We start from the raw sequence: 19506 nt of genomic DNA on the forward strand, positions 1-19506 counted from the left end.
CCCCTTTCGAGGGGCCAGGCTAGTCTATCGCCGCGTTTCGGTTGACCGCGCGAAAAGCGAAGTCATCGGTATCCGTAGCGTCGTCGCGGCTCTTCAACAGCGCGAAGGTGATGACCCAGATTCCGTTGCTCTCGTCGGTCTCGCTCGCGTCACGCCCGAACCCACCGTCGGCGAAGCCGGTGACAAGCGGCTCGAAATCGGAGCCAGTGGGGTCGGTACCGCACTTCTGCCCCATATCCAGCGACCTGCCTTCACTGGCACTGACTGCATCGCTGCTCAAACGGTAGACACGAACCACCATGTCGCCATCGCTGCACTCGCCGGTATCGCCGTTGTTGGAAAACTCGATCCTCAACTCGCCGTCAGCATCGCTGAAACTGATCTCCGGGCCAGAGACAGGATCGACGCTGGCGCGGCGAATGTCGCGGATCAGCGTCTCCGTGGCAAAGGTCAGCGCCGCCTGCTTGTTCCCCAGCAGTTCGGTTTGGCGAAACGTCTGGAACCCCATCAGGAACAACTGTCCGGCCCCCAGGATGATAATCAGGCCGATCACCAGCGCCACCATCAGCTCGATCAGGGTGAAGCCTGACTGCTGGTGGGGAGCGTGGCCTCGCAAGCCTGATGGGAGCATGATACGTGCCTCTTATGGGTTCAGGTCGGGCAACCGGAACTGGTAAACGAACCCGACCCCAGTTTCACCACTGCTATAGCGATCTTCTTGCCAGCGCATGGTCACCGTATAGTCGCAGCCCGTTGCGTCGATATCGCTTCCGGCATCGGAGAGCACGCTGCCGAACCAGTTCCCCAGCCAGCCACTCTCGACTGTACTCGTGGTCGGACATGCCTTGTTGGGATCCGCCGCGAGCTCGGCCCAGGCCCGCTCCTGTGCATCGATCGCCGCCAGGCTGACCACCGCGCGCTGGTAGCCCATGTGCGCACTCTGCAGCGCCCTGAGCTGCATGGCCGCGACACCGAGCAGGCCGATGGAGAGCACCAGCACGGCAATCAGCGCTTCGATGAGCGTAAACCCTGACTGAGCGTGACGTCTCATTGCGCTCCTCAACTCGTCGGCTTGCCGATACGGCCGGTGGTGCTCACCCGCAGGTCGAGGTCGCCGGCATCGCTGTGATCCACGCTGATGTCGCAACCGGACGTGCAATTGGCGCGCCGTCCCAGCGCATTGAAGGTGATGCTGGTACTGGTAACGCTGACCTGCCCCCCGCGCGCAGAGCGAATCGCGATATCGCTATTGTCGGCCGTGGTGATTCGATATTCCCAGGGGCTGGATTGGGTCACTCGGAACGTCACGTTCTCACGCCGCTTGATGGCTTCGCTGCGGGCCTGGTTCAGGCCGGAGAGCACCACGTTGTAATCCGCCGCCAGGCGATTGTTGGCCAACATCCCCTGGAAGCCCGGCACGGCAATGGTAGCGACGATCGTCATGACGGCGATCGTCACCAACAGCTCGATCAGTGTGAAACCGTCGCTTCGCATCAGTGTGCTACCAGCAGTTGGCGGGACTTCTCACCCCTTGGTGGTTCAGGGTCATGTTGCCCGAACATCCGTCGGGGCCACGGCCACTCTTGAGCGATGCCGTCAGGGTGTAGGTCGACGCAGCGCTCGTCAGGGAAATGGTGTAATTGTCATCCGGGGAATCAGTAATGGTGCTGCAGCTCGCGTAGGAGTTGTTGACCGTGTAGCATCGCTCGAGCTGGCCGGCCGCCTCCATGAGCCCCGTATGAGCATCGGTACGCGTCGCCCGTTCGACATACCCGCGATAGCTCGGAACGGCGATCGAGGCCAGAATCGCGATCACGGCCACGGCGATCATCAGCTCGATCAGAGTGAAGCCACGGGCGCGCCGGGACATGCCGGGCCGAGGCTTCCCATGTGCCGCGCGGGCGTGGGTCGTCACACGGCGTTCCTCCGCTGATTGGTTACACTTGGTTTCAGTATGTCTCATGACCACCAGCCCTGCTAGAGACGCCATGAAAAAAGCCGGGGCAGGCCCAGCTTATTATTCTCACATGGCATGAGAAAACTCATACCTTCAGATGGCGTCGTACTTCCTACTTTTTCTCAGGATAGCGAATCGCTGGCGATCACGCGCTCGCGCAGCTCGCGGGGCATGGAGAAGGTGATGGTCTCCTCGCGGCCGGCCAGTTCTTCCGGTGCCCTGGCGCCCAGACCCTGCAGCCGCTCGATGACACCCTTGACCAACACCTCTGGCGCACTGGCCCCGGCGGTGATCCCCACGCCGGTGATGCCTTCGAGCCATGCCGGGTCGATCTGGCTGGCATCGTCGATCAGGTAGGCCGGGGTGCCGACCCGCTCGGCCAGCTCGCGCAGTCGGTTGGAGTTGGAACTGTTGGGACTGCCCACCACCAGCAGCAGGTCACAGCCGGCGGCCAGCTCGCGCACGGCGTCCTGGCGGTTCTGGGTGGCGTAGCAGATGTCGTCCTTGCGCGGCCCCTGGATCCGCGGAAACTTGGCGCGCAGGGCGTCGATCACCCGGGCGGTGTCGTCCATGGAGAGCGTGGTCTGGGTAACGAAGGCGAGCCGGGTGGGGTCCTTCACTTCGAGGCGTGCGACGTCCTCCTCGTCCTCCACCAGGTAGATGGCACCGCCATGAGCGGTGTCGTAGCGCCCCATGGTGCCTTCGACTTCAGGATGCCCGGCGTGACCGATGAGAATGCACTCCTGGCCCCGCTTGGCGTAGCGCAGGACCTCCATGTGCACCTTGGTGACCAGCGGGCAGGTGGCGTCGAAGACCTTGAGGCCGCGTCGCTCGGCGTCGTCCTGCACCGCCCGGGAAACACCGTGGGCGGAGAAGATCACGATGACGTCGTCGGGCACCTCGTCGAGTTCCTCGACGAAGATGGCGCCGCGCTCGCGCAGGGTATCGACCACGAAGCGGTTATGCACCACCTCGTGGCGTACGTAGATAGGCGGGCCGAAGACGTCCAGCGCACGATTGACGATCTCGATGGCGCGATCGACGCCGGCACAGAAGCCGCGTGGGTTGGCCAGCCGGATTCGCACGGAGTTAGCTTGCATGGTTACGTCGCCTTGATGCGTCGGGGCATCGGTAGAAACAGATAAAGCGTAGAAAGCGCTGAGTTCCGTCGCGAGCGAAGATAGGCTGGACGTCGCCGGAACGGAGAACCCGGAGTTTACACGGCAGTAAATGAGAGTTCGACCGGGCTGGCGACCCAGTACCGCCGGCGACCAGGATATCGAGCGCAGCAGGAAATCAGCGTTTTCTCAGTGTGTCTGCGCGGGCCTGACATCCAACACTTCGACCTCGAAGGTCAGGGTACGCCCGGCGAGCGGATGGTTGAAGTCCACTTCCACGTTACGCTCGTCGACGGCCGTGATCACGCCGGGTAGCTCGCCGCCGGCGGGGTCGGCGAATGACATCACCGTGCCCACCTCCGGCTCGATCTCGTCGAAGTCGTCGCGGCTGAGCAGCTGCACGTTCTGCGGATTGCGCTGGCCGAAGGCGTGCTCGGGTGTCACCTCGAAGCTGCCGCTCTCGCCGCCGCTCATGCCCTTGAGCGGATATTCGAAGCCGGGCGGCAGGTTGCCGTCACCCAGTTGGAAGGTGGCGGGTGACTTCTCACGGGTGGAGTCGACCACGGTGCCGTCCTCCAGCTTGAGGGTGAAGTGCAGTGTCACTTCCATGCCTTCGTCGATGCGGTATTCGCTCATCATTGCTCTCGCTCGATCGGTCGTGTCTGGTTGCAGGATAGCAGGCGGCTCAATTGCCCCGGCGCGCCTGCTTGCGCCCTTCGAAAATGGATTCCCAGATCAGGCCGATCGCCCCCAGGGTGATGCCGATATCGGCCACGTTGAAGGCCGGGTAGTACCAGCCGGCCACGTGGAAGGAGAGAAAGTCGACCACGTAGCCGTGTACCAGGCGGTCGTAAAGATTGCCCAGGGCGCCGCCGATAACCAGCGCCAGCGAGGCGCCGAGCAGCTTCTCGTCGGCCTTGAGCCGGCTCATCCACACGGTCAGGCCGATACTGGCGCCTATGCCGACGATGGCGAAGAACCAGCGCTGCCAGCCGGGATGGCCGGCGAGAAAGCTGAACGCCGCCCCGGTGTTGTGCAGCAGCGTGAGGTTGAAGAACGGCAGCACTTCCACCGGCTGCCCATAGCTCAGCAGGCTCGACATCAGCGCCTTGGTGCCGAGATCCAGCAGTACCACGGCGGCAGCCAGCCACAGCCAGCGCAACGGCTGGCGCATCGGCGGCACGGAGACACCGCCGCTGCTCTGCTCCTTGTCACGCATAGTGGCGAGTCTCACCGCTACCCTCCGGCAGGTTGCTGATGCAGCGCCCGCAGAGGTCGGGGTGCTCGGCATGGCTGCCGACGTCCTCGCGATGGTGCCAGCAGCGCTCGCACTTCTGGTGCGGGCTGGCCGCGACGGCGACCATCAGCCCCCCAAGCTCGGTGGCCTCGGCACCTTCAGCGTGCTGGCCCTCGGCCAGCGGCGCCAGGCGCACCTCGCTGGTGAGCATCACGAAGCGCAGCTCCTCGCCCAGCTTGGCCAGGGTGGCATGAAGTTCAGCGTCGACGAACAGGGTCACCTCGGCGGCCAGGCTGCCCTTGATCACCTTGGCGTTACGGGCGTCTTCCAGGCACTTGTTGACCGCCTGCTTGACCTCGAGCACCTGTTCCCAGAACTCGCGCCCCAGCTCGGCGTTCGGCGCCAGGGTGGCGAGCCCTTCGTAGTAGGTCTCGAGCAGCACGCTGTCGCCCTTGCTGCCGGGGATGTTCTCGTGAATCTCCTCGGCGGTGAAGCTGAGGATCGGCGCCACCCAGCGCGAGAGCGCCTCGACCACATGGTAGAGGGCCGTCTGGCAGCTGCGCCGGGCCAGGGAATCGGCCTGGGTGGTGTACTGGCGGTCCTTGATGACATCGAGATAGAAGCCGCCGAGTTCCCGCGAGCAGAAGGTGTGCACCTGCTGGTAGACGTCGAGGAAGCGGTACTCCTCATAGGCCTTCTCGATGCGCGCCTGGAGCTGGGCGGCGCGATCCACCACCCACTGGTCCAGCGCCAGCATGTCGCCGAACGCCACGCTATCGCGGGCCGGATCGAAGCCGTTGAGGTTGGCCAGCAGGAAGCGCGCGGTGTTGCGGATGCGCCGGTAGACGTCGGCGGTGCGCTTGAGGATCTCGTCGGAGACCGCCATCTCGCCCGAATAGTCGGTGGAGGCGACCCACAGGCGCAGGATGTCGGCCCCCAGCTTGTCCATCACCTCCTGCGGCGCCACCACGTTGCCCATCGACTTGGACATCTTGCGCCCCTGGGCGTCGACGGTGAAGCCATGGGTGAGCAGGCCGCGGTACGGCGGGTGGCCGTCGATGGCGCAGCCGGTCAGCAGCGAGGAGTGGAACCAGCCGCGATGCTGGTCGGAGCCCTCCAGGTAGAGGTCGGCACGCGGGCCGCTCCCGTGGCCGTGGGGGTGCGAGCCGCGCAGCACGTGGCGGTGGGTGGTGCCGGAGTCGAACCACACGTCGAGGGTATCGGTGACCTTCTCGTACTCGGCCGCCTCGTCGCCCAGCAGCTCGGCCGGGTCGAGGCGGAACCAGGCATCGATGCCCTCGCGCTCGACGCGCTTGGCGGCCTCCTCCATCAGCTCCACGGTGCGCGGGTGCAGCTCGCCGGTGGCCTTGTGCAGGAAGAACGGGATCGGCACGCCCCAGTTGCGCTGGCGCGAGATGCACCAGTCGGGGCGGTTGGCGATCATGGCGTGCAGGCGTGCCTGCCCCCAGGCCGGGGTGAACTGGGTCGCCTCGATGCCTTCCAGCGCCCGCTCGCGCAGGGTACGTCCGTCATGCCCCTTGACGTCCATGCCCACGAACCACTGCGCCGTGGCGCGGTAGATCACCGGGGTCTTGTGGCGCCAGCAGTGCATGTAGCTGTGAGTGATGACCTTGTGCGCCAGCAGTGCGCCGACCTCGCGCAGCTTGTCGACGATCTGCGGGTTGGCCTTCCAGATCATCTGGCCGCCGAAGAACGGCAGGTCGTCGGCATAGACGCCGTTGCCCTGCACCGGGCTCTTGATCTCCTCGAACGCCATGCCGTGGGCACGACAGGTAACGAAGTCGTCGACGCCGTAGGCCGGTGCCGAGTGGACGATACCCGTGCTGCCCACCTCGGATTCGACGTAGTCGGCCAGATAGACCGGCGAGAGACGGTCGTAGAACGGATGGCGGAACTCGATCAGGTCGAGCGCCTGGCCTTTGGCGGTGGCGATCACTTCGCCTTCGAGCTCGTAGCGCTCGAGGCACGACTCCACCAGCTCCTCGGCCAGCACCAGCAGGCGGCTGCCGGTATCGACCAGGGCGTAGGTGAACTCAGGGTGCACGTTGAGCGCCTGGTTGGCCGGCACGGTCCAGGGCGTGGTGGTCCAGATCACGATGGCGGCGGGCTTGGAGAGCGACTCCAGGCCGAAGGCGGCGGCCAGCTTGGCCTCGTCGGCGGCCGGGAAGGCCACGTCGATGGCATCGGACTTCTTGTCCTGATACTCCACCTCGGCCTCGGCCAGGGCCGAGCCGCAGTCGAAGCACCAGTTGACCGGCTTGAGGCCCTTGAAGACGTAGCCCGCCGCGACCATGTCGGCCAGCGCACGGATCTCGCCCGCCTCGTTGGCGTAGTCCATCGAACGGTAGGGGTTGTCCCAGTCACCGACCACCCCCAGGCGCACGAAGTCGGCGAGCTGGGTCTCGATCTGCGAGGCGGCGTACTCGCGGCACAGCGCACGCGCCTGCTCGGGATCGAGATGCTTGCCGTGGGTGGTCTCCACCTTGTGCTCGATGGGCAGGCCGTGGCAGTCCCAGCCGGGCACGTAGGGCGCATCGAGGCCGGCCAGGTTCTTCGACTTGACGATGATGTCCTTGAGAATCTTGTTGACGGCGTGACCGATGTGGATGCTGCCGTTGGCGTAGGGAGGGCCGTCGTGCAGCACGAAGGTCTCGCGGCCGCGTCGCTCTTCGCGCAGGCGCTGGTAGAGCTTCATGTCCTGCCACTGCGACACCCGGCCGGGCTCGCGCCGAGGCAGGTTGCCGCGCATGGGGAAGTCGGTTTCGGGCAGGTTCAGTGTGTGCTTGTAGTCGCTCATATCCTGGGAGTCAGCCGTCGTCTTGGTCGGCGGAACGTCCCGCCGAGGATTCGAAATTCGCGGCCTCGCGCGCCAGCGGCGCCGATGCCAAGGGAAGAGAGTCGTCTGCCAGGCCAAGCTCCCTGGCCGCAGGACACGGGCTGGCGAAGAAGCGGCGAGCGCGGGCCAGGTCCACCATGATCTGCTGCTTGAGCGCGGGGAAGTCGTCGAACTTCACCTCGCCGCGCAGCCGCGCGCAGGGAAACACCGTGAGCCGTTTGCCGTAGAGGTCGCCGTCGAAGTCGAACAGATGCACCTCGAGCACCGGCCGGTCGCTACCCACCGTGGGGCGCCAGCCAATGTTGGCCACCCCGTTGCACTGCTGCCCGTCGGGCAGCTCAGCCACCACCGCGTATACGCCGCGCAGCGCGAGCGGCAGGCGCGGCAGCGGCAGGTTGGCGGTGGGGACGCCAATGGTACGCCCCAGTTGGCGGTCGGCGACCACCCGCCCCCCCAGGCGATAGGGACGACCCAGCATGCGTGCCGCCTGGGCGAAGTTGCCGCTGGCCAGCAGGGTACGTACCCGGGTGCTGGAGACCCGCTCGTCGTCGAGGGTGAAGGTCCGCGTGTGCTCGACGCCGAACCCGTCGCGGCCACGCCGCTCGCCCTCCTGCATCAACAGGTTGAAGTCGCCGCTGCGATCGCAGCCGAAGCGAAAATCGTCGCCAACCACCAGATGACGTACGCCCAGGCCTTCGACCAGCACGCGATCGATGAATTCCACCGCGGTGAGGCTGCGCAATCGCTCGTTGAACGGCAGGCAGAGCACATAGTCCACCCCGCTCTCGCCGAGCAGGCGGACCTTCTCGCGCAGGCGGGTCAGCCGCGGCGGGGCCTGGTCGCCGGCGAAGAACTCACGCGGCTGGGGCTCGAACACCACGACCGTCACCGGCAGACGAAGCTTCGAGGCCTGCTCGCGGCACTGGTCGAGAATCGCCTGGTGGCCGCGGTGCACGCCATCGAAGTTACCGATGGTGGCCACGCAGCCGCGATGCTCGTCGCGCAGATTGTGCAGTCCTCGAATGACTTCCATTCAGCCTTCACTAAACCGTTGGTTGAAAAACGTGTAAAGGGGGAGATTATAGCGAACCCCCGCCCCCTTGACAGCCGGTTGCCCGCTTCACCTGGCCGACCTCAACGCAGAGGGCCGCCCTCACCCCCGCATACGGAAATGCCGCGGCCTGACGCCCAGCGCCGCCAGCCAGGCGAAGTAGACCGCCGCGCCGGCCACCACCAACAGCGCCAGCCACTGTACGCGCGCCCCTACGTTCCACTCGAGCCACTGCTGCCAATCCGGCGCCAGCCAGGCGAGCCCCACGCTCATCACCACGCAGCCGCCGACCAGTTGCACGGCATAGCGGCCCCAGCCCGGCTGGAACACCAGCACGCCCTGCTTGTGCAGCAGCCAACCCAGCAGCCCGGCATTGAGAAAGGCCGACAGCGCCGTGGCCAGGGCCAGTCCGGCATGGGCCAGTGGCCAGATCAGGAGCAGGTTGAAGACCATGTTGGCCACCATGGCGATGATGCCGACCTTCACCGGGGTCTTGGTGTTCTGGCGGGCGAAGAAGCCGGGTGCCAGCACCTTGATCAGCATGAAGGCCACCAGGCCGAAGGCGTAGGCACGCAGGCTCATCGCCGCCATGGCGATGTCGTGTTCGGTCATGGCGCCGTAGTGAAACAGCGAGATCAACAGCGGCTCGGCGAGGACCGCCAGCGCCAGCGCCGCCGGCAGGCCCAACAGCAGCACGGCGCGCACCGCCCAGTCGAGCATGGCGGCGAAGTGCTCACCCGACTGCTCGGCGTGGCGCTTGGAGAGCGCCGGCAGGATCACCGTGCCGATGGCGATGCCGAACACGCCCAGCGGCAGCTCCACCAGGCGGTCGGAATAGTAGAGCCACGAGACACTGCCGGGTGTGAGCAACGAGGCCAGCACGGTATCCAGCAACAGGTTGATTTGCGACACCGAGACACCGAACAGGGCCGGGGCCATCAGCACCAGGATGCGCTTCACCCCGCTGTGGGCGAAATTGGGCCACGGGCGCGGCATCAGCCCCAGGCGCGCGAGGAACGGCACCTGGAACGCGAGCTGGGCGACGCCGGCGATCAGCACGCCCCACGCCAGCGCCATGGCCGGCTCGCTCATCAAGGGCGTGAGCAGCACGGCGGCGCCGATCAGCGAGAGGTTGAGCAGTACCGGCGTGAAGGCCGGCACGGCGAAACGGTTCCAGGTGTTGAGCACGCTGCCGGCAAAGGCGGTTAGCGAGACCAGCAGCAGGTAGGGGAAGGTCAGCCGCAGCATGTCGGCGGTCAGCGCCAGCTTGGCCGGATCGCGGCCGAAACCCGGGGCGAAGAGCCACACCAGCCAGGGCGCGGCGAGCATGGCCAGGGCGGTGATCAGCGCCAGCACCGCGGTGAGGCTGCCGGCCACGGCGTCGAGCAGCTCGCGCACCTCGCGCTTGCTGCCGCGGGTGGCGTATTCGGAAAGCACCGGCACGAAGGCCTGGTTGAAGGCGCCCTCGGCAAACAGCCGGCGCATGAAGTTGGGGATCTTGAAGGCGACGAAGAAAGCATCGGCACCGCTGCCGGCACCGAACAGGGTCGCCACCACCACGTCACGCACCAGGCCCATGACCCGCGACAGCATGGTCATGGCCCCCACCACCAGACCGGAGCGCATCAGCCCCCCGGCCTTGGGGGCAACGGCCCGGTCGTCATCGGCCACCGCGGGTGGCGCCGACTCACCGGGCCTGGGCAACTGCTCGCGTTTCGTCACCGTCTGCTTTCCTCTCCGGGCTCGCTCGATGTGGTTCATCCCGCTTGGCAGGCACAAAAAAAACCGGCCGAAGCCGGTTTTTTCAAGAGATCGCGGTACGCGGGCATCGAGGTGCTGGCGCTCGCGAGGTCTCCAAGACGTCCGGCTTTACGCAGCCAGGGCCTTAATTCGCGCGTTCAGGCGGCTCTTCAGGCGTGCAGCCTTCTTCTTGGAGAGCACGTCCTTGTCGGCGATGCGGTCGATGACCGGCTGCGCCTTGTGGAACTCGGCCATGGCAGTCGCGTGATCGCCACCGTTGATGGCCTTGATGACGCGCTTCACGTAGGTACGCACCATGGCGCGCTGGCTCGCCTTCAGAACACGACGGCCTTCCGCCTGACGGGCACGCTTGCGGGCTTGCTTGCTGTTTGCCACTGACTATCTCCTGGAAAACTTTAACGCCGCCCGGTCGGGGGCGGCATCGATAACGATTTGTCCGGCCTGAAAATTTCACTTCCCAGCCGGTCTGGCCATGGCGTCAACCCGAAGGTTGTCGACGGGCCGTGTCTGAGAGGATGCCGCATACTACCACAGGTACCCGGCGCCATGCTACAGGCCCCATGAACACTGCCTCACAGCACGACGAGGTTGTCGCGATGGATCAACTCGGGCGCCTCCATGTAGCCCAGGATCGCCTCGATCTGGTGACTCGGCTGGCCGAGAATGCGGCGCGCTTCGTCGGCGCCATAGTTCACCAGCCCCTTGGCGATCCGCTCGCCCTGCTCGTCGAGGCACAGCACCATGTCGCCGCGCACGAAGTCGCCCGACAGCGCCTTGACGCCCACTGCCAACAGGCTCGATCCGCTGCCGCGCAGCACCTTGACCGCGCCGGCATCCAGCGTCAGGCTGCCGCGCACCTGGAGCTGACCGGCCAGCCAGCGCTTGCGCGCCGCCATGGGCGCCTCCTCCGGGCGCAGCAGCGTGCCCAGCGACTCACCGGCGGCCAGCCTGGTCAGCACCTCGGGCTGGCGTCCGCTGGCGATCACCGTGACGGCGCCGGAGCGGGCCGCCAGGCGTGCCGCCTGCACCTTGGTGGTCATGCCACCGCGACCCAGCGCACCGCCGCCGCCGGCCACCGCCGCCAACGCCGGATCATCGGCGCGGCCTTCCTGGATCAGCGTGGCCGCCGGGTTGCGGCGCGGATCGGCGTCGAACAACCCCTCCTGGTCGGTAAGGATCACCAGCGCTTCGGCCTCGAGCAGGTTGGCCACCAGCGCGCCCAGGGTATCGTTGTCGCCGAAGCGGATCTCGTCGGTGACCACGGTGTCGTTCTCGTTGATCACCGGCACCACGCGCAGGTCGACCAGGGTACGCAGCGCCGAGCGGGCATTGAGGTAACGCTTGCGGTTGGAGAGGTCGTCGTGGGTCAGCAGCACCTGGGCGGTGAGCAGGCCATGGCGCGCGAAGTGGTGTTCGTAGCACTGGGTCAGGCCGTTCTGCCCCACCGCCGCCGCGGCCTGCAGCTCATGCACGGCCGAGGGGCGGGCCTGCCAGCCCAGCCTCACCATGCCCGCCGCCACGGCGCCCGACGATACCAGCACCACCTCGAGCCCCTGACGATGCAGCGCGGCGATCTGGTCCACCCAGCCGCCAATGGCCGCCTCGTCGAGCCCTCGCCCATCGTTGGTCAGCAGCGCACTGCCGATCTTCACCACCACCCGGCGAGCGCCACGCAGCGCATCGCGACCCGGAACCCGCTCGTTCACACTCTGCTCTCCCATCCAGCAAAAACCAGCCAGCCATGTCAGCGCGACTGAGCGAGCGAAGGCCTCCCCTCACTCCACATATTCGACTTCGACATCGTAATCATCGTCGTCGAAATCGTCATCGTCTTCGTCGCTGCGCTTGCGCCGACGGCCCAGTCGCGCCTCGGTGCGCGCCACCGCCTCGGCCTCCATGCGCTCGCGCATCTCGCGCTCGCGCTCGGCGGCCTCCTCGTCCTCGTTCTCCAGCCGGCGCTGCTCGGTGAGCCAGCGGTGCGCCGACTGCACCAGGGCGTCGGTGCCTTCGCCGCTGATCGCCGAGATGCGGAACACCGGCCCTTCCCAGCCAAGTCCTTCGACGATGGCGGCGACTCGCGCCTCGCGCTCCTCTTCCGGCACCAGGTCGAGCTTGTTGAGCACCAGCCAGCGCGGGCGCTCGGCCAGGGTCGGCGAAAACTGCTCGAGTTCATGGGCAATGGCACGCGCGACCTCGACCGGATCGGACTCGTCGAACGGCGCCACATCGACCACGTGAAAGAGCAGACGAGTACGGGTGAGGTGCTTGAGGAAGCGCAGCCCCAGGCCGGCACCGTCCGAGGCGCCCTCGATTAGCCCCGGCACATCGGCCATCACGAAATGTTCGTGCATGCCCAGCTTCACCACGCCGAGATTGGGCACCAGCGTGGTGAAGGGGTAGTCGGCCACCTTGGGCTTGGCCGCAGACACCGAGCGGATCAGAGTCGACTTGCCGGCGTTGGGCATGCCCAGCAGGCCGACGTCGGCCATCACCTTCATCTCCAGGCGCAGATTGCGCCGTTCACCATCGGTGCCCGGCGTGGTCTTGCGTGGCGCGCGGTTGGTCGACGACTTGAAGTGGATGTTGCCGAGCCCGCGGCGGCCGCCCTGGGCCACCAGCACCTGCTGGCCGATCTCGGTGATGTCGGCGATCACTTCGAGGGTGTCCTCGTCGATCACCGTGGTACCCACCGGCACCTTGACCACCAGATCGCTGCCGGCCCGGCCGCTCATCTGGCGCCCCTGGCCGGGGCGGCCGCTCTCGGCCTGGTAGAAGCGCTGATACTTGAAATCGATCAGCGTGTTGAGGGCATCGTCCCCGACCAGGTAGACGCTGCCGCCATGCCCGCCGTCGCCGCCATCGGGACCACCCTTGGGCACGTACTTCTCGCGGCGGAAGCTCAGGCAGCCATTGCCGCCCCTGCCGGCCTCCACGATGATCGAGGCTTCGTCGACGAACTGCATTGTGACTCTCCCGACGGTCTCTGCCGTCATGATACAAGAAGGCCCCGCCTGAGCGGGGCCTTCCCTCTACCGGTTCGAGCGCGCTCAGGCAGAGACGACGCTGACGAACTTGCGGTTCTTCGGACCCTTGGTCTCGAACTTGATCACACCGTCGCTCAGGGCGAAGAGGGTGTGGTCGCGGCCGACGCCGACGCCGGTACCGGCGTGGAAGCGGGTGCCGCGCTGACGCACGATGATGTTGCCGGCGGTGACGGCCTGGCCGCCATACAGCTTGACACCAAGGCGTTTGGATTCTGAATCGCGGCCGTTACGGGTAGAGCCGGCTGCCTTCTTATGAGCCATTGCAAAGTCCTCGCTCGTTAAGGGGAAGCCGCTTAGGCGGAAATCCCGGTGATCTTGACTTCAGTGAACCACTGACGGTGGCCCTGACGCTTCATGTGGTGCTTGCGGCGACGGAACTTGATGATGCGGATCTTCTCGCCACGGCCGTGGGAAACGATCTCGGCCGCCACTTTGGCACCATCGACCAGCGGAGCGCCGACGGTCACGTCGTCGCCATCGGCAACCAGCAGCACCTGGTCGAACTCGACGGTTTCGCCAGTCGGAATTTCCAGCTTCTCGAGCTTGAGCGTCTGGCCTTCCTGAACGCGGTACTGCTTGCCACCGCTCTTGATTACTGCATACATGTGCGTATCTCTCCGGAACTCATCGGGGTTGGCTCTTCATCGACCTGCTTCGAGTGGCGCCCCTTTCGGCAGCCATCTGACAGGGAGCGAGATGAGTGGGCCGCGCATTATAACCGCGCCCGGCACGCCATTCAAGCTGCCGCGACACTCGACGGCACCCCGAGGACGTGTCACGTCAAGGCGCACCGCGGCACAGCTTGACGCCCCCATGGGGGGGCCATAGCATGACCCGCAACCCAAGGCCCACCGCCACTCTCCGGCATTTGGGCCCAACAGCTCGATGATACCGCCCCATGCCAGCCAACGCCTCTACCCGCTCGTCCGACAGCAACACCTCCGCCACGTCGCTCCATGCAGCGGTCGCCGACGATTTCGCCGCGGTCAATCGCACCATCATGGATCAGTTGGCCTCGCGGGTGCCGCTGGTGGAGACCATTGGCCAGTACATCATCGCCAGCGGCGGCAAGCGGCTGCGCCCGCTGCTGGTGCTGCTCGCTGCCCGCGCGCTGGGGTATCGGGGCGACAAGCACATCTCGCTGGCCACGCTGATCGAGTTCATGCACACCTCGACCCTGCTGCACGACGACGTGGTCGATGAGTCCCACATGCGCCGCGGCCGCGCCACCGCCAACGACGCCTGGGGCAACGCCCCCTCGGTGCTGGTGGGCGACTACCTCTACTCCCGCTCCTTCCAGATGATGGTGGAGATCGGCTCGCTCAAGATCATGGGGATACTCTCGGGCGCCACCTGCGTGATCGCCGAAGGCGAGGTCCAGCAGCTGACCAACGTGGGCAACCCCGACATCGACGAGGCGGTCTACTTCGAGACCATCCAGGGCAAGACCGCCATGCTGTTCGAGGCCGCCACCCACAGCGGTGCGGTGCTGGCCGAGGCCGACCCGCAGCAGGAGGCGGCGCTGCAGTACTACGGCCGTTACCTGGGTCTGGCGTTCCAGCTCGTCGACGACCTGCTCGACTACCAGGGCGACGCCACCGCCATGGGCAAGAACGTGGGCGACGACCTCGCCGAGGGCAAGCCGACGCTGCCGCTGATCCAGGCCATGGCCGCCGGCACCCCCGACCAGGCCAAGACGATCCGCCAGGCCATCCGCCAGGGCGGACTCGACCAGTTGGAAGAAGTGCTGGCCATCGTGCGCGATACCGGCGCGCTGGACTATACCCGCGCACGGGCCGAGGAGATGTCGGCCAAGGCGCTGGAGCAGCTCGACCTGCTACCCCCCAGCCGCTATCGCGACAGCATGGCCGAACTGGCCAGGCTCGCGGTGGAACGCCAGAACTGAGCGGCACGCCAGCGCCACCGCGGGGCTTGCAAGGCCGAGGGTTTTGCGTATAATGCCCATCCGTCGGCACCCAGCGGTGCCGGTGCCGAGCGGCTTCCGAGCGGCTCAAAAAATGCAACGGAGTATAGCTCAGCTTGGTAGAGCGCTGCCTTCGGGAGGCAGAGGTCGTAGGTTCGAATCCTGCTACTCCGACCAAAGAATTCAGTCAAAACCGCCACTGACGGATCACGCCGGGTGGCGGTTTTGCGTCGTGAAGACAGCCGCACCTTTGTCCCCCGTTCACGCCCCTCCGACCTCAAGTTTTTCGATCCCCTGCCGATAGCTCGCTTAAGAAAGCAGAGACGCACCTCTCCTGCCTGCGAAGTCAATCATTCGGCCAGCCTTCCGCCCTCTCTCGGAAGCGGCCATGTATCACCGCCCACGCGCGTGGTCTCCCATATGTCGAGAAAGTTACCTCTTGCCCTCCTCACCTCGCTGGTGCTGGCATACGGGCTTCCCCTTGCCGCACAAGCGAATCCCCCCTCGCTGTCCCTGAATGGCTTCGGCACGCTTGGCGTGGTGCATTCCAGCGAGGACCAGGCAGATTTCGTTTCGAGCATGCTGATGCCCAGAGGAGCCGGCCATACCAGTGACTGGAGTGCCGAGGTCGACAGCCGGCTGGGCCTGCAGCTTACCGCCAACCTTACGCCTCGCCTCTCGAGCGTGGTGCAAGTCGTCACCGAGCAGCAGTACGATGGCCAATTCCGGCCGGCAATCGAGTGGGCCAACATCAATTACGATGTGACTCCCGACCTGAGCCTGAGGGTCGGCCGCGTCATACTTCCGGTCTTCATGAATTCAGAGTATCGCAAGGTAGGCTACGCGACGCCCTGGATCCGCCCGCCACTGGAAGTCTATCGCACCATACCGGTTTCCAGCGCTGACGGCGTGGACGTCAGCTACCGCTCCCATATCGCCAGCGTCACCAACACGCTTCGGGCCACCTATGGGCAAAGCGATGCCACCTTTCCCTACATCGATGCAGCGATGGACCGAGCCACCGCCGAGGCACGCGCTCGAGAAGGGCTGACAATCAGCAATACCGTTGAGCAGGGCAGCATCAGCCTCTTTGCCGCCTACAGCCATTACCGCCTGAGCATCGAAGATTTCAACCCGCTGTTCGATGCCTTCAGAATGTTTGGCCCTGAAGGCGATGCCATTGCCGAACGCTACAATGTCGATGGCAAAACCTTTGAAGCCATCAGCCTGGGGGCTCGCTACGATCCCGGCAACTGGTTCGTGATGGGCGAATGGACCCAGACCAGCAGCCGCACCTTCCTGGCGGATAACCGCGGCTGGTACATTTCCGGTGGCTACCGCCTGGGCGCCTTCACGCCCTATCTGACATATGCCAGTCAGCGCATACTCAGCAAGACATCCACCCCGGGCCTCTCACAGCCCGGCAGCGAACCACTGGATGCGATGCTCAACTCCATGCTCCAGGGGCAGCCACAGCAGGAAAGCGTGTCTGTCGGCGTACGCTGGGATTTCAGCAGCAACATGGCGGTCAAGGCCCAGTTCGACCACATGAACCACGAGGGGGAATCGCGCGGCTACCTGGTCAACTCGCAGCCAGGCTTCGAGCCCGGCGGTTCGGTCAATCTGTTCAGCCTAGCGCTCGACTTCGTGTTCTGAGGAGACAAGAATGCCTTCGCGACTCACGAAGATCGGCTGCAACCTGCTCCTCGGCCTGGCATCGAGCCTTGCCCTGGCCGATGCCGTGGTGGTGGTTTCCGCTCAAAGCCCGGTGAGCACGCTCACCCGCAGCGAGCTGACCGACATCTACCTGGGCCGGACCAACCGCTTTCCTGGCGGGCAACCCGCCATGCCCGTGGACCAGCGCGAGAACTCCCCGGCTTACGTCGCGTTCTATCGCAACTATCTGGGCCAGACCCCCGCCCAGATCAAGATGCACTGGTCGCGCCTGATCTTCACCGGCCGCGGCCAGCCACCACGCAGCTTGGCCGATCACCAGGCCATGGCCGACTTCGTGGCGGAGCAGGCCACGGCCATCGGCTATGTGGACGGCGCCTACATCGACGAGCGCCTGCGGGTGGTGGCCATTGATTGAATCCGCCTCACACGCTGGCACCGCTACGGACCCACCCCTCACCAGGCGGCATTGGCTGCACCGTCTCGTCGAACCCGGCATCCTCTTCATGGGCCTCGCCCTGCTGGCGCTGGCAGCCATCTGGCTGGTCACGTGGAACCTGACTGCACGGGAGCAGTCGGCTGCCGACCGCCGGGCGGCGGTACTGGCCGCGGACATGGCGGAGACCTACGAGGCCCAGGTCGTCCGGGCGCTGCGCGAGATCGATACCACCCTCAAGCTGGTGCGCTACAGTCTCGACGAACGCCCGCCGCAGGCCGTCCTGGATGAACTGAGCCAGCAGGACATGCTCCCCCCGACCCTGCTGTTCGAGGTCCGCCTGAGCGATGCCGAGGGCAACGTCGTCGCCAGCACGCACGGACCCTCGCGCACGGATGACACGACACCCGTTGCTGGGCAGGAGGGCCTGAGGGTCGAGCTTCACCATCAGGCCGCGTCCGCGCAGGACAGCAGGCTGGCCTTCCACCGAAGCCTGTCTGAAAACGGGCAGCAAGCGCCAGGCTGGGTATCCGTGCTCGTCAGCGCAGAGTACTTCGTCAGCGGCTACGAGCCGAAAACGCTGGAAAAACAAGGGGTACTGGCCCTGGCAGGGGAAGAGGGCATTTTTCTGGTTCGCCGTACCGGCGAAACGGTGCATACGGGTGAACAGATCGACTATGCGCGCCTTCTGGAAGGCAATAGCGGCCTCGACGAGCCCGCCCGGGTAAGCATCAGCGGATGGGACGGCGTGCCGCGTTACCTGGTGGCCAGGCCCCTGTTCGAGTTTCCGATCGCCATCGTCGTCGGTCTCTCCCAGGACGAGCAGATGGCCGCCGCCGCTGCGCTTCGGCACACCTACTATTGGCGCGCGGTGCTGGTCAGCATCGTTGCGCTCGCCGTGCTGACACTGCTCGGCCGGCTGAGCTGGAAGCTGCGCAGGGCACAGGCCAGGGTACTCGAAGAGCGCCTGGACCACGCCAGGCGTGCCGAATATCTTGCCTTCCACGACAACCTGACGGGGCTGCCGAACCGAGCCTACTTCAGCCGTCTGTTGACCAAAGGGATGCAGCACGCTCGCCGCTACGACAAGCGGTTGACCCTGCTCTTTCTCGATCTGGACCGATTCAAGGCGATCAACGACTCGCTTGGCCACGACGCGGGCGATGAGCTGCTTCGGGAGGTCAGCCGGCGACTTGGCCGCGCGGTACGGGAAAGCGACACCGTCGCTCGGCTGGGTGGTGACGAGTTCGTCATTCTGCTCCCGGAGATCACGGAGCCGAACCAGATCACCCAGGTTGCCGACAAGATCCTCGCCTCAGTCAGCACCCCTTTCACACTGGTGGGCCAGGAGTTTCGTATCACGGTCAGCATCGGCATTGCCCGCTATCCCGCCGATGGCGAGGATGAGCAAACCCTGATGAAGCACGCCGACGTGGCGATGTATCACGCCAAGGAGGAGGGCAAGAACAATGCCCAGTACTACTCCGAGCAGTTGAAGACAGACTCCTTGGAGCGACTGGCTCTGGAGTCGAGCCTGCGCAAGGCGCTGGAGCGTCAGGAGTTCCTGCTTTACTACCAGTCGAAGCTCGACATGGCCACCGGCCGCGTCATCGGCATGGAAGCACTGCTTCGCTGGCAACATCCCGAACTCGGGCTGATACTGCCCAAGCAGTTCATACCACTGGCGGAAGAAAATGGCCTCATTGTCCCCATCGGCCGCTGGGTCATCTACACGGCATGCCGACAGAATGTCGCCTGGCAGAAGGCCGGCTTCCCGGCATTGAGCATGGCGGTCAATCTCTCGGCCCGTCAGTTCCTCGACGATGGTCTGCTCAGAGACATCAAGGGCGCGCTTCAGGCCAGCGGCATGGCCCCCGAGTTGCTCGAAGTGGAGATCACCGAGAGCATGATAATGCAGGACATGCCAAAAGCCGTCAGAGTCCTGCAGGAGCTGAGAGACATCGGTGTGCGCATCGCGATCGACGACTTCGGCACCGGCTACTCCTCGCTCTCCAAGCTGCAGGCGTTTCCTCTCGACACGATCAAGATAGACGGCTCGTTCATCCATGACCTTCTCGACAACGCCGGCGACAGGAGCCTCACGGAGGCCATCATTGACCTCGGCAAGAACCTGGGTCTGACAGTCGTCGCCGAAGGCGTCGAGTCGGCAGCGCATGTGGAGTACCTGCGTCGCCATGCTTGCGACCAGATTCAGGGGTTTTACATGCACGAACCGCAGCCTGCAGACGAAGCTGTACTGTCATTGGCTAAGTGGTTCGACAATGAATCAACTATTTAGCCTGGCGCTATCAACTTCGACGTGAACGTGTCGCAAAAAGACGCTATGCTCCGCGACCGGGGGTCGCCACCGCCTCTTTTGACGCAAGCTTCAGCCAAGCGATTCATACCAAAGTCATAAGAAACTTGTCCTGGAACAAGTCCCACTC

19 protein-coding genes and 1 tRNA gene are annotated in these 19506 nt (G+C 65.2%); 5 read left to right on the plus strand and 15 right to left on the minus strand.

Going from position 1 to position 19506, the window contains the following annotated elements; all coding sequences use genetic code 11:
* Window positions 1-19: 19 nt before the first annotated feature.
* From I4484_RS18050 to rplU, 15 genes are all read right to left on the minus strand, one after another.
* Window positions 20-631 (minus strand): PilW family protein, encoded by a 612-nt coding sequence (locus I4484_RS18050; RefSeq protein WP_197448599.1) that lies wholly within the window; start codon window positions 629-631, stop codon window positions 20-22.
* A gap of 12 nt (window positions 632-643) precedes the next feature.
* Window positions 644-1051, minus strand: a complete 408-nt coding sequence (gene pilV / locus I4484_RS21005) for a type IV pilus modification protein PilV (RefSeq protein WP_197448600.1) — start codon at window positions 1049-1051, stop codon at window positions 644-646.
* An 8-nt stretch (window positions 1052-1059) separates the two neighbouring features.
* A complete protein-coding gene (locus I4484_RS18060; RefSeq protein WP_197448601.1) occupies window positions 1060-1494 on the minus strand; it encodes a GspH/FimT family pseudopilin in 435 nt (144 codons plus the stop codon).
* 7 nt (window positions 1495-1501) lie between these two features.
* Complete coding sequence (locus tag I4484_RS18065) at window positions 1502-1915, minus strand: type IV pilin protein (protein WP_234283719.1); 414 nt, start codon at window positions 1913-1915, stop codon at window positions 1502-1504.
* Window positions 1916-2079: 164 nt separating this feature from the next.
* The gene (ispH, locus tag I4484_RS18070) at window positions 2080-3057 is read right to left on the minus strand and encodes a 4-hydroxy-3-methylbut-2-enyl diphosphate reductase (RefSeq protein WP_197448602.1); all 978 of its coding nucleotides are present in this window, start codon (window positions 3055-3057) and stop codon (window positions 2080-2082) included.
* A gap of 207 nt (window positions 3058-3264) precedes the next feature.
* The gene (gene fkpB, locus I4484_RS18075; RefSeq protein WP_197448603.1) at window positions 3265-3711 is read right to left on the minus strand and encodes an FKBP-type peptidyl-prolyl cis-trans isomerase; all 447 of its coding nucleotides are present in this window, start codon (window positions 3709-3711) and stop codon (window positions 3265-3267) included.
* Between the two features lie 49 nt (window positions 3712-3760).
* On the minus strand, window positions 3761-4294 hold the full coding sequence (gene lspA, locus I4484_RS18080) for a signal peptidase II (RefSeq protein ID WP_197451111.1): 534 nt from the start codon (window positions 4292-4294) through the stop codon (window positions 3761-3763).
* Window positions 4287-7130: an isoleucine--tRNA ligase gene (gene ileS / locus I4484_RS18085; protein WP_197448604.1), complete on the minus strand. Its 2844-nt coding sequence runs from the start codon at window positions 7128-7130 to the stop codon at window positions 4287-4289. Before ileS ends, lspA begins: the two co-directional genes overlap by 8 nt.
* Before the next feature lie 10 nt (window positions 7131-7140).
* Window positions 7141-8202: a bifunctional riboflavin kinase/FAD synthetase gene (ribF, locus tag I4484_RS18090; protein ID WP_197448605.1), complete on the minus strand. Its 1062-nt coding sequence runs from the start codon at window positions 8200-8202 to the stop codon at window positions 7141-7143.
* Window positions 8203-8322: 120 nt separating this feature from the next.
* Window positions 8323-9846, minus strand: a complete 1524-nt coding sequence (gene murJ, locus I4484_RS18095) for a murein biosynthesis integral membrane protein MurJ (protein WP_197451112.1) — start codon at window positions 9844-9846, stop codon at window positions 8323-8325.
* A gap of 243 nt (window positions 9847-10089) precedes the next feature.
* Window positions 10090-10356, minus strand: coding sequence for a 30S ribosomal protein S20 (rpsT, locus tag I4484_RS18100; RefSeq protein WP_197448606.1), 267 nt, complete (start codon window positions 10354-10356; stop codon window positions 10090-10092).
* Between the two features lie 197 nt (window positions 10357-10553).
* The gene (gene proB, locus I4484_RS18105; RefSeq protein WP_234283720.1) at window positions 10554-11687 is read right to left on the minus strand and encodes a glutamate 5-kinase; all 1134 of its coding nucleotides are present in this window, start codon (window positions 11685-11687) and stop codon (window positions 10554-10556) included.
* A 69-nt stretch (window positions 11688-11756) separates the two neighbouring features.
* The gene (gene cgtA, locus I4484_RS18110) at window positions 11757-12944 is read right to left on the minus strand and encodes an Obg family GTPase CgtA (protein ID WP_197448608.1); all 1188 of its coding nucleotides are present in this window, start codon (window positions 12942-12944) and stop codon (window positions 11757-11759) included.
* An 84-nt stretch (window positions 12945-13028) separates the two neighbouring features.
* A complete protein-coding gene (gene rpmA / locus I4484_RS18115; protein ID WP_111413374.1) occupies window positions 13029-13286 on the minus strand; it encodes a 50S ribosomal protein L27 in 258 nt (85 codons plus the stop codon).
* Between the two features lie 32 nt (window positions 13287-13318).
* Complete coding sequence (gene rplU / locus I4484_RS18120; RefSeq protein WP_111413373.1) at window positions 13319-13630, minus strand: 50S ribosomal protein L21; 312 nt, start codon at window positions 13628-13630, stop codon at window positions 13319-13321.
* 293 nt (window positions 13631-13923) lie between these two features.
* On the opposite strand from rplU, the gene ispB reads away from it, so the two are divergent.
* The 5 genes from ispB (at window position 13924) to I4484_RS18145 (ending at window position 19358) form a co-directional block, all read left to right on the plus strand.
* Entirely contained in the window at window positions 13924-14931 is a 1008-nt protein-coding gene (gene ispB, locus I4484_RS18125) for an octaprenyl diphosphate synthase (protein ID WP_197448609.1), read from the plus strand.
* 118 nt (window positions 14932-15049) lie between these two features.
* Window positions 15050-15126 (plus strand) — tRNA-Pro (locus I4484_RS18130).
* Between the two features lie 243 nt (window positions 15127-15369).
* Window positions 15370-16605: a porin gene (locus tag I4484_RS18135; protein ID WP_197448610.1), complete on the plus strand. Its 1236-nt coding sequence runs from the start codon at window positions 15370-15372 to the stop codon at window positions 16603-16605.
* 10 nt (window positions 16606-16615) lie between these two features.
* Window positions 16616-17041, plus strand: a complete 426-nt coding sequence (locus I4484_RS18140) for a phosphate ABC transporter substrate-binding protein (RefSeq protein WP_197448611.1) — start codon at window positions 16616-16618, stop codon at window positions 17039-17041.
* 88 nt (window positions 17042-17129) lie between these two features.
* Window positions 17130-19358, plus strand: a complete 2229-nt coding sequence (locus I4484_RS18145; protein ID WP_197448612.1) for a bifunctional diguanylate cyclase/phosphodiesterase — start codon at window positions 17130-17132, stop codon at window positions 19356-19358.
* Window positions 19359-19506: the final 148 nt, after the last annotated feature.

It is taken from the genome of Halomonas sp. SS10-MC5, assembly GCF_015992245.1.
Taxonomy (GTDB): Bacteria; Pseudomonadota; Gammaproteobacteria; order Pseudomonadales; family Halomonadaceae; genus Halomonas; species Halomonas sulfidoxydans.

Coding starts and splice junctions, on each gene's coding strand:
- lspA (WP_197451111.1), bottom strand. CDS start 4,294: ATGCGTGACAAGGAGCAGAGCAGCGGCGGTGTCTCCGTGCCGCCGATG.
- I4484_RS18140 (WP_197448611.1), top strand. CDS start 16,616: ATGCCTTCGCGACTCACGAAGATCGGCTGCAACCTGCTCCTCGGCCTG.
- I4484_RS18135 (WP_197448610.1), top strand. CDS start 15,370: ATGTCGAGAAAGTTACCTCTTGCCCTCCTCACCTCGCTGGTGCTGGCA.
- ileS (WP_197448604.1), bottom strand. CDS start 7,130: ATGAGCGACTACAAGCACACACTGAACCTGCCCGAAACCGACTTCCCC.
- fkpB (WP_197448603.1), bottom strand. CDS start 3,711: ATGAGCGAATACCGCATCGACGAAGGCATGGAAGTGACACTGCACTTC.
- I4484_RS18145 (WP_197448612.1), top strand. CDS start 17,130: ATGGGCCTCGCCCTGCTGGCGCTGGCAGCCATCTGGCTGGTCACGTGG.
- rplU (WP_111413373.1), bottom strand. CDS start 13,630: ATGTATGCAGTAATCAAGAGCGGTGGCAAGCAGTACCGCGTTCAGGAA.
- murJ (WP_197451112.1), bottom strand. CDS start 9,846: ATGCGCTCCGGTCTGGTGGTGGGGGCCATGACCATGCTGTCGCGGGTC.
- I4484_RS18060 (WP_197448601.1), bottom strand. CDS start 1,494: ATGCGAAGCGACGGTTTCACACTGATCGAGCTGTTGGTGACGATCGCC.
- rpmA (WP_111413374.1), bottom strand. CDS start 13,286: ATGGCTCATAAGAAGGCAGCCGGCTCTACCCGTAACGGCCGCGATTCA.
- pilV (WP_197448600.1), bottom strand. CDS start 1,051: ATGAGACGTCACGCTCAGTCAGGGTTTACGCTCATCGAAGCGCTGATT.
- ispB (WP_197448609.1), top strand. CDS start 13,924: ATGCCAGCCAACGCCTCTACCCGCTCGTCCGACAGCAACACCTCCGCC.
- cgtA (WP_197448608.1), bottom strand. CDS start 12,944: ATGCAGTTCGTCGACGAAGCCTCGATCATCGTGGAGGCCGGCAGGGGC.
- ribF (WP_197448605.1), bottom strand. CDS start 8,202: ATGGAAGTCATTCGAGGACTGCACAATCTGCGCGACGAGCATCGCGGC.
- I4484_RS18050 (WP_197448599.1), bottom strand. CDS start 631: ATGCTCCCATCAGGCTTGCGAGGCCACGCTCCCCACCAGCAGTCAGGC.
- ispH (WP_197448602.1), bottom strand. CDS start 3,057: ATGCAAGCTAACTCCGTGCGAATCCGGCTGGCCAACCCACGCGGCTTC.